The organism is Collinsella vaginalis (genome assembly GCF_900176655.1).
In the GTDB taxonomy this organism is placed as follows: domain Bacteria; phylum Actinomycetota; class Coriobacteriia; order Coriobacteriales; family Coriobacteriaceae; genus Collinsella; species Collinsella vaginalis.
Genome location: NZ_LT838852.1, coordinates 1 through 9,769, shown reverse-complemented (window position 1 = coordinate 9,769; position 9,769 = coordinate 1). Strand labels below are relative to the sequence as shown.

Sequence of the window (9,769 nt, the reverse complement as noted above, 5' to 3'; positions counted from 1 at the left end):
GATGTCCAGCGCCCGGTCCACCGACGCCTGCTTGGTCATGGTCACGATGTGCCTGCGCATCACGGTGTCCGGCTGCTTCCGACACCCGCTGGCGTAGTCGACCACGCGCACCCCGCGATCGGCTCCGCGCCGCACGGCCTCCGCCACGGCCCGCTCAACAGGCAGTTCCTCAGTCCGCATGCCAAAAAACTCTAGGTGTCTCTAGAACAGGGTCGAGTTTGATTACCAGTCAGGACGTCACTGCTCCAAAACCCGAACTCCAATCATCCGGGGCCGATTCGGGTTTGATTACCAGTCAGGACGTCACTGCTCCAAAACACGCGCGCGCATAATCTCCAACATGGATAGTTTGATTACCAGTCAGGACGTCACTGCTCCAAAACTGACGGTATTTGGGTTTACACCGGGCCGCAGTTTGATTGCCAGTCAGGACGTCACTGCTCCAAAACGGCAGACTCCTACCTCCTCATCGACCCCGAGTTTGATTACCAGTCAGGACGTCACTGCTCCAAAACTGGTGGCAATTACGTTACTCTTTTTGAGTCGTTTGATTACCAGTCAGGACGTCACTGCTCCAAAACGGCCGTCTCAGCGACCGTGTACGCCATCTGGTTTGATTACCAGTCAGGACGTCACTGCTCCAAAACATAAGGAGCCGAAATGGCAGCAGCAGACAGTTTGATTACCAGTCAGGACGTCACTGCTCCAAAACGGCGTACGAGAGCTCGCACAGCACCGGGTCGTTTGATTACCAGTCAGGACGTCACTGCTCCAAAACCACAGACACCGGCGACGACGCCACGCCGGAGTTTGATTACCAGTCAGGACGTCACTGCTCCAAAACCCATCATGATGCAACCCATGAAACCAAGAAGTTTGATTACCAGTCAGGACGTCACTGCTCCAAAACGGGACGGTCCACCTCCGATGCCCTACAGTGTTTGATTACCAGTCAGGACGTCACTGCTCCAAAACCATTGGTGCAAATCCCTCGCTGCAAGAGGGCGGAAATCCTGACTGTACTGGAGCGCTATTCTTCTAATAATTGCAGGTTAACATATGTCTTGACTTCGCGAACGAATCTTCTTGTATCGTGTTCGCGCTCCAAAAGGATCACATTCAATTCATGAAAAAAGATGCGCTCATACGCCTCTATAAGCTCATCTGTCCCTAGAAAATTCTTCAGTCCGATGAAAGCGAGGATACCTTTGAACTTCATATCCGAAACAAAGTCAAGAAACGATATAAAGCTTTCAAGGTACGGACCGTCCTCGCAACGATCAATAACATATGAGTAGGTTTTCAAAAACCTACTCATGCCCCATTCTAGATCGAAATGGTATTCACCATCGATATGAAAACTCGCACGAGAAATGAGACCTCTCATTTGTTTCTCGGTGTTTTCAATTCGAAGCCTCAGTTCCTCATCCTCATTGATGAGAGCCTCTATGACCGAGTGGAGCTGTCCACCCAATCGTCTCTCTTCCCACGGTAAGCGCAGTGGATCCCCTATTAGAATGAGCGTATTAGACTTTGAGATGCCCTCCTCGCCATCCCATAAAGTGACACAGTCTCGCTCATCTTTTGTCTCAGGTAAAAGCGTGCGACATACCCGGCAGAACAGCTTCCGATTCTCTACCTCCAGGACATGGGGCATGCCTGCTGCAACATCAATCGGAGATTCAATGCAATTAAAAACTAGCCTCATAGCACAAGCAAGCATTCACTCGTATCGACTTCAGCATGCTGGACCTGCTTTCCGGCAATGCTCTCTATACAAGAGAACTGTTTTTCAGTAACTCGAAGCACCTGGACAAGCCCTTCTGCTGGTCTATTTTTCTTTAATCTACCAATCGTCCCAGTGACCGCCGCCTCATTGATCGATAGCTTCACATAGACGGACTGCTGAATCATCAGAAATCCATCTTTGATTAAAAACTTTCTAAACTGTGCATATCGTTTTCTCTGCACAGCTGTTTGCACTGGAAGGTCAAAGAAGACAAATAGTCTCATGTATCTGTCCCTATATCCTGAGGTCATTGCACCGAAAATCCTTCGATCTCATCCACGGGGATCCTTTTGCACAGAGCATTGATGCAATCCTGCACATACAGAGATACTACTGAGCCGAACTTGTAAGATCCCCCTCTACAATCCAGTAGCTTATTTGGTAAGTCAGCCAGGAGGCGCTTCTCATCAGGACCAAAAGTATCCGATATCCAGTCATCGACAATTCGATCTACCACGGGCCTAAACGGTTCCATGAGATCGCAGGCAAAGTTGAACTCGTTGTATTCGCTCCTATGGCAAATGCCACGCTGGGTAAGATACCCACGTGAGACAATCTCTCGATTCACCAGTGAGAGCAGCAACGCGTAACCATAATTCAACGCCGCGTTCGTTGCACAATCAATATCACGGTTGAAGTCAGGTCCAAACAGGGCCTGGAAGTATATCCTTGCAGCATGAGCCTCACGATTCGTTGTATCACCAGAACGAACGTCGCTAACAGTACTCAGCAAAAGACGAGCCTCATCAAGCTCACGATCAAGCAGCAGCTCCGCCTGTTGTTTGATCTTCTCCCGAACAACACGCTGCCATACACGTTTTTTGACAGGCTCTCCCCATGCAAGCTGTTCCATGATGCGCTTGCTTGTGTTATGAGCCCCGTAGATAGGTAAATACTGGCCCACTGGGTTATGTTTCTCGTTTGTAATTACCAGCGATATCTTTTGTTTTGCAAGCTCCGAAAGTAGATATGCTCCGACATGCGCCTGCAGTGTATGCAATATGACGCTCGAAATCTCGGAAAGATGGACTTTTATGGTCTCATCCTCTTTATGTACAACCATATATCCACTTTTGTATGTGAGTCGACATGGACTCTCGATGAGAACAGTTCTAAAGCTCGTCAACGAACGTCCTCTTTTCAAACATGCCGGTTATAGATTGGTCAATGAAAGCAAAGTTTCCACTCTTGCTCATCTCAATATTGAAACGGGCCTTCAATTGGCCACTTGTTTTTGATCCGCCGATTGCTCTTAGATCTTCTGAATTTGACCCTCCTTTTGATAGAGAGATAAAGCTGCGTAGAATATCGATTTTTTGATTAATATTAAGCAAATAGAATTTATTTTTACGGGATTCAAGTTTTAAATTAGAATATAGTCTATTAGAATACATATTGACACGGACACAAATCACTTCAAAGAGTGAGTCGAGTTCGTGCTCTGTCAACTTAGAAGAAGACGCGTCGAATAATTTCATAACCTCAGCGGTCTCGTCTTGTGTAAACGCGATAGGGGCAGCGCACCTCACTTCTTCTTTCCCTCTCACCGATAGGCGACACCCGTCGATCTCGATCAATTGCTGTTTCGGGATCTTTGCTCTCAGCACACGTGAAAAAACGTAGGGCGCATTCCGAGAAGCAAGTAACGCAGCGTGATCTCGTGCGAGCGATTCAATATCGACATTGCCGGCATTCGCAACCCTGACGGGGACCTCGGAAAACTGAATACTCTTTTTTCCGTTCTTGTCCTGAGCCTCGTAGCAGTAGAAATAGGCAAACTGCTCCCCGCTATAGCCTCCATATTTCGATGCATTTAAACTGTTTTTTAGCTGAATTGAGAGTCTCTTCCCCGCCTCACGAGGCGAGTAGACGGTCTGTTTCCAGAACGCTCCATGGTCTATTAACGGCATGCGTGTTACAAAAACCTGCTTATAGTTGAGATACTTTCGAATGCGCTCACACTCGAAATCTGCATCCCATCCGTCCCGGAATATCTCACCGGTCTCTTTATCAAATCCGGATTTCTGGAAACTAGAGATGAAGAAGCTTGTTGAACCAGGCTTCTTGCCCTTCCGTACGGAATCTACCCCCATCTTCTCGATATAGGCACGAACTTTCTTCTCGTACCCAACCCGGTTATTGAAAACCTCACTGTGTCGATACAGCAAAAACCGTCCGATCTCAGCAGCAAGCAGGGCATCATGAGCATGGTGATAGTCATTGATCTCGCGACACTTGTGGTACCCCTTTGCCTCTCTGAGCTCATGGGACAAGCTCGCACGGACTGGGATCACAGCAGTCTCAGGATAGTGATTAACTGCCATCATCTGGAATAGCTTCACGCTCTGGCTTGTCTCAACCAATTGACGGGCGATGAACCCCTTCATTTTTGCATCGCTTATCCGGGCGCGCATTAGGTTGTTGTACTTCTTATCGCCCATCATGCCTGCGCGATGCAGAGCAGCCCAATACCCACCCCTTGCTTTGCGAACGCCAGGACTGATAAGCAGGTGATCCGTCTTGTTTTGATTTTCCGCTGCAAGTACGAGAGCCTTGTTCTCTATGCTGTCATCCTTGACATATGCCTGTGGGATAATGTGATCAACTTGATATTCCGAAAGCCTGTTGATATCGAGTGGCTTACCTGAGTAGAGGCATTTGCCCGCTTGCAGGAAGTACAGCATCAGCCTCGTGTCATCAAATGCCACTTTGTCCTGTGCTTTGAATTCACGTTTGAGCTCTGCGTACTCTGTTCCGAGAGCAGCGACGGCCTCTTTCACCTGTTCATAGCGACGTCTTGTGCGTTTCCCCTTCGTACGCTTGTCATCATCGCGTGTGACCTCAACAAAGATGTTCGCGGGGGGCTTGCCCACGATCCCGACAATCTCATCAAGTATGCGCATGGCCTGGTTGATAGTTCTACGGATAGCAGGAGACCCGGGCAAATCATCGATCTGAAGTCTGCCGTCAACCGGCACACTCTTTAGATTCTCCTCTTCAATAATCCTTGGGAAGGCAAGCTCATCATCTCGGAGGATTTCCATGAGGACCATGGGGCGCGTCCTCCCGCTCACCGAAGGATCACCTTCACGAAGAACATCCATAATGGACTTAGGCCCTATATCGGTTTTCGCTTTAATTCCGTCGAGGAGTCGCTTCGAAAACTTGCCCCAACCAGAAAATCGCTTCTTGCAAATGACCTTTATCTGTTCCGCAGTAAGCACATCCCTGTATTTTTGCTCAATTTCCTCTTTAAGAATTTTCCTATCTTCAAAGAGCGTGTTCCAAAGGATGATCTCCTCGATCATGGGGATCCAGGCTGGATCAAGTTCGTCTACATGAAAGACATCCTTGCAGAAGAACCGATACGATGTAAGACTGCTCTCAAAGCCTGCCTCCCCTTGTCCACCGCCAACCCGTATCGTTGGGCCGGCGCATCCGTTTCGTTGCATCCAATTTGCAACGTCAATGAACTTCACCTTGCGCTTGTCTTTAAATAGATCCTCAACGATGCCCGCTCGGTCGCTGTAGGCGTCAAACCTTACCCGTGTATCGCCGTCCTCCGTAAACCATGCGCCATTCAACTCGTTTAGAACGCAAAACTCCTCGTAGAGTAACGAGCATCGAGGAAGTACAGGCTGTCCGTATAGATACGTACAGTCACTCGTCATGCGCATGATGAAATCCTGAGCGGTCTTGCTCTTATCAATAACTTGTTCCCAGTTCCAAGGGCGAATCGGGGTGCCCTCCATGCCATCTCTACGCGTTGCCCAGGAGAATCGCGGTCTTCCCTGCGCATCAAGAGCAGCATTCACATTCGAAAGGGGGCCGACATAATATGGAATGCGGAATGAAACCAATGAGGCGATCTCATCGCGCTTTTGCAATAGGAATGGGTAGTATTTCCCCTGATTATCAATAATGGCGAGCATCTCTTCAAGGTGGAGCTGGTATGGGATGCTGCCATTGTCACTCGTTTTTTGCCGGCGGAGGAAGGTCCGCTCTTCAAAAGATTGCATCATCTCAAGGTAACCAGGGTCTGTAGCTGCCCCTGTCCCTTCGAAAAGCTTCTTCACTTCCTTGGCAAAATCCTCGTAGCCGGTTTTCCGCACCTCGTTGTACTTGGTGTACCCCTTTACAGTTTGCTTGTTGTAAATCGTCGTCCCCTCGTAGCGGTCGCCTCGAAAGAACTCTCCGTACGCATCGGGTCGGTATTTCTTGACCAGCTTCTTCAGCAAGGCAAGTTCAGTGCCATATTTCTCGTACTCGCGAGCCTGACAAAACGAGAGCGTATGCCCATCCATCCCAGAAAGGGCACCTGTCTTGATCTCTCCTTCGTTCAAACGAAGGATCCCCATGAGGATATGAGAGCTGTATACCTCGACGATTGCATTAAAAAGAGGCAGGCAGTCATCTGGTAAGTTCGTAAGAATCGCATCGACTTTCTCATCATTATTGAGAGCCGCCTTTTCGAGCTCAATATCATCCAGCAGAAGGACCTTGGTGAAATCGACAACATAACCAACAAGGGCTTTACCAAGAGTTTTCCCAAGATTCTTTAGCTCTGCTTCGGAAGCGTTAACAGCAGATCCAATCCTGTCAGCCTTGTTAGATCGACTTAGACTTCCATCCTTCAATGCCTCAACTATGACAGGCTGATTGATGGAAACACGGTATTCCATTGCCTCACAACGAGCTGACAACTCTTCTGCCAATTTTTCAACAGCATCGTCAGTTTTAACCGTCTGGGCACTCAGCCGCTTGTTATCCTGTTGAAGGAAATTACCACGATGTTTCACAATATTATGAAATGCAAGGTAGATGAGTCGAATGTCGGCACGCTCATCCGTCGTCATCAACCAAGCTCGAAGAAATGGCATTGCCGGGAAGCGATCGTAGTAATCCTTCTCGCTGAAATCACTGTCATTGAACAACGGAGAGTGAAAGCCCCGATCCTTTGGAATAAGGCGGGATTGATTCAGTCGATTGAAGAAATCCGGATCAACGCGATCAATCTCTTCTCGAAAAAAATCTTGCAAGAAACCCAAGCGCCACCGGCGGCGCTCATACCGCCGGCGCTGACCACGCTTAAGTCGCGTGTCTGCCGCAGTATCGGCTGTGGGGAACACACGACTTCCCCAGGCCGGTTTGCCTTTGAATCGTGCAAGTTCTCCATCGGGAGTGATGATGGCCCAGCCCACAGACCCCGTACCGAGATCGAAGCCGATGAAATAGTCGTTCAGTTTTCTCAGATTCATAGTTACGCCTCTCAGAAAAGTGATATCTTTGTTTCGTCTTGATACCAGTCAGGACGTTACTGCGAGTCAAAATACGGCTTTAGCCATACTAGCCTTTGGGCGCCATGTAGATGGCATTTTGACTTCAACAAGGACCCTTCGGGGTCCTTGCGCATTTTCTGGCAGAGAACTCCCTCCATCTTTTCCTCCAACCCAAGTGCATAGCTACGACTGTACGCCTCACCTGAATCAACTGTCGCATAAAGTTGCGCAAATCGGCCAATGGCATGTTTTCTGGCAAAAAGGGTGCTAAGTTGTAAAATGATAATTTGTATATTGATAATTAACTTGGATCGGTTCACACGTGTTGCTCTTGGCAATCGGGGGCTCAAATGGCCTCTGAATGAACGGTTTTTTGCAGGGTGTAGAAACAGGAAGTCCCCTGAATGCATGACTTTTAGGGCCCTCAAATTTGCTACTTGAAGGAAGCAGATTTTTTACCTGCGGATTTCCCATTGCGACTCTCATGGAGCGCAAGATGTCCTCTGAATGACCGTGCATCCAGAGGACATCTTGTAAACGACCCCCTAAAAACCGTGCATTCAGAGGACAAGCTGCGAAAGAGAGGCTCGGCAACCCGCAGGGGCAAACGGCGAGCACATGCATCGTGCATCCAGGGAGCATCCTGCGCAGGAGGGTAGATGCCATCTCTGTTAATGTGGCGAATGCTCGCACGTCAAGAGGTCTAGCAGGCGCACAAATACATCGAGAACAGAAAGACCGGGAGGTTGTCTACGCACTTCAGGCGCAGGAACCGTAATGCCCCCACTCCCCTACTCCGTTGCGCGCAAGGTATCGTACACCGCCTGGGCCACGTCCGCCGACACGCCCTTCACCGCGGCGATGTCCTCAACGCCGGCCGCCCGCAACCGCTTCATAGACCCGAAATGCCGCATGATCGCGCGCTTGCGCGTGGGGCCCACGCCGGGCACCTCGTCGAGCACGGAGACGGTCATTGCCTTGTCGCGGAGCTCGCGGTGGAAGGTGATCGCGAACCGATGCGACTCGTCGCGGACCTGCTTGATCAGGTAGAGCGAGGCCGAGCCCGTCGGCAGGACCACCGGCGTGTCGTCCCAGGGCACGAAAACCTCCTCGTCGCTCTTCGCGAGGCCGCAGACGGGGATGTCGAGTCCGAGCACTTTGAGCTGCGTTAACGCCGCCGAGAGCTGGGGCTTGCCGCCGTCGACCACGAGCAGGTCCGGCCGGGAGCCAAACCGCTCGTCCTCCATGCGCTCCGGGGCGTAGCGCCGCCCGAGCACCTCCTGCATCGAGACGAAGTCGTTCGCCTCGGTGAGCTCGGCGCGAATCTTGAACCGGCGGTACTGGCTCTTGTCGGCCCGCCCGTTGGTGAAGACCACCATCGAGGCCACCGTGAAGCTCCCGTGCAGGGTCGAGATATCGAAGCACTCGATGCGCAGGGGCGGGGCCGGCAGAGCAAGCGCGCTCTCAAGCTGGAGGAGCGCCTGGTTCGTGCGGTCGTCTGCGTAACCTGTGCGCACCATGTGGCGCATGAGGGCGTGCCGGGCGTTGCGCTCGCAGGTGTCGAGCAGGTGGCGCTTCTCACCGCGCTGCGGCCGGTGGATCCGGGCCACGCGCCCGCGCTTCCCTGTGAGCCACTCACCGAGCAACTCAGCGTCCTCGAGATCGATCGCGACGTTCACCTCGGCGGGGATGTCGGCCGTCTCGTCGTAGTAGCGCTTGAGGAAGCCCTCGGTGAGCTCCTCCTGGCTCACATCGAGACCCTTGTTCAGGATGAACTCACTGCTCCTGACCGTGCGGCCCTCGCGCACGCAGAAGACGCAGGCGCCGGCGATGGTCTCCTCGCGGTAGAAGCCGATGAGGTCGATGTCCACGCTTGAGGGGAAGACCACCTGCTGGCGGTCGTCGAGACCCGCGATCACCTCGAGCCGGCGCTTGATACGGCTCGCCCGCTCAAAATCGAGATCCGCTGCGGCCGCGGCCATATCCTCACGGAGCTCCCGCACCACCTCGCTGCGGTGCCCGGACAGGAAGCGCTCGACTCGGCGCACGCTCGCCCGGTACTCCTCAGGTGTGACCGCCCCGGCGCACACGCCCGGCCCGCGCCCCACGTGGTAGTCGAAGCAGGGTCGGCCTTTCTGCGCGCAGATCAGGTTGATGACGTCCGTATCCTCGGGGTGCTTCTCCACCAGCCGGCGCACACCCTTCCACTCCGTGCAGGTGGCGGAGCAGATGGGGATCACCTTGCGCAGGGTGTCGATGGTGTCGCGGGCGGCACGGGAGTCGGTGTAAGGCCCGAAGTAGCGCGTACCCGGGCGGTGCTTCTCGCGCGTGTACTTGATCGCCGGGAACAGGTCGCCCTTGGTGATGGCGATGAAGGGATAGGATTTGTCGTCCTTGAAGTCCACGTTGAAATAAGGGTGGTACTGGGCGATGAGGTTCCGCTCGAGCACCAGCGCCTCATGCTCCGAGTCCACCACCAGGTAGTCGAAGCTCGCGACCACCTGCATCATGAGGGGGATCTTCTCACGGTCGTCCGTGAGGGTCACATACTGCTTCATGCGGGCGCGCAGATTCTTGGCCTTGCCCACGTAGATGACCTCGCCTGCGGCGTCGCGCCACAGGTAGCAGCCGGGATCGGTGGGGACGCGCGCCACCTGCTCGGCCAAGCTCGGCAGGCCGTCGGGTCCGGCGGCACCAACGT

General features: G+C 52.4%; 6 protein-coding genes and 1 CRISPR repeat array. All 6 genes read right to left on the bottom strand.

Annotated elements, in window-relative coordinates; translation table 11 throughout:
- Positions 1-180: phage minor capsid protein (locus tag CAP13_RS09755; RefSeq protein ID WP_218775350.1), on the bottom strand; the 180-nt coding region annotated here is incomplete at its 3' end.
- Positions 181-216: 36 nt separating this feature from the next.
- A CRISPR array of direct repeats spans positions 217-975; the repeat unit is 36 nt; unit sequence GTTTGATTACCAGTCAGGACGTCACTGCTCCAAAAC.
- Positions 976-1,030: 55 nt separating this feature from the next.
- Positions 1,031-1,708 carry a type II-A CRISPR-associated protein Csn2 gene (gene csn2 / locus CAP13_RS08635; protein ID WP_179185024.1) on the bottom strand — a complete coding sequence of 226 codons (678 nt, stop codon included), beginning with the start codon at positions 1,706-1,708 and terminating at the stop codon, positions 1,031-1,033.
- A complete protein-coding gene (gene cas2 / locus CAP13_RS08630) occupies positions 1,705-2,013 on the bottom strand; it encodes a CRISPR-associated endonuclease Cas2 (RefSeq protein ID WP_085831209.1) in 309 nt (102 codons plus the stop codon). Before cas2 ends, csn2 begins: the two co-directional genes overlap by 4 nt.
- A gap of 23 nt (positions 2,014-2,036) precedes the next feature.
- Complete coding sequence (cas1, locus tag CAP13_RS08625; RefSeq protein ID WP_085831206.1) at positions 2,037-2,915, bottom strand: type II CRISPR-associated endonuclease Cas1; 879 nt, start codon at positions 2,913-2,915, stop codon at positions 2,037-2,039.
- Positions 2,902-7,047 carry a type II CRISPR RNA-guided endonuclease Cas9 gene (gene cas9, locus CAP13_RS08620; RefSeq protein WP_085831205.1) on the bottom strand — a complete coding sequence of 1,382 codons (4,146 nt, stop codon included), beginning with the start codon at positions 7,045-7,047 and terminating at the stop codon, positions 2,902-2,904. The genes cas1 and cas9 overlap by 14 nt, the downstream gene beginning before the upstream one ends.
- A gap of 812 nt (positions 7,048-7,859) precedes the next feature.
- Entirely contained in the window at positions 7,860-9,743 is a 1,884-nt protein-coding gene (gene uvrC, locus CAP13_RS08615; protein WP_085831208.1) for an excinuclease ABC subunit UvrC, read from the bottom strand.
- Positions 9,744-9,769: the final 26 nt, after the last annotated feature.

Bases quoted from the DNA above. Each gene is read 5' to 3' on its own strand.
- csn2 (WP_179185024.1), bottom strand. From the start codon at position 1,708: ATGAGGCTAGTTTTTAATTGCATTGAATCTCCGATTGATGTTGCAGCA.
- cas2 (WP_085831209.1), bottom strand. From the start codon at position 2,013: ATGAGACTATTTGTCTTCTTTGACCTTCCAGTGCAAACAGCTGTGCAG.
- cas9 (WP_085831205.1), bottom strand. From the start codon at position 7,047: ATGAATCTGAGAAAACTGAACGACTATTTCATCGGCTTCGATCTCGGT.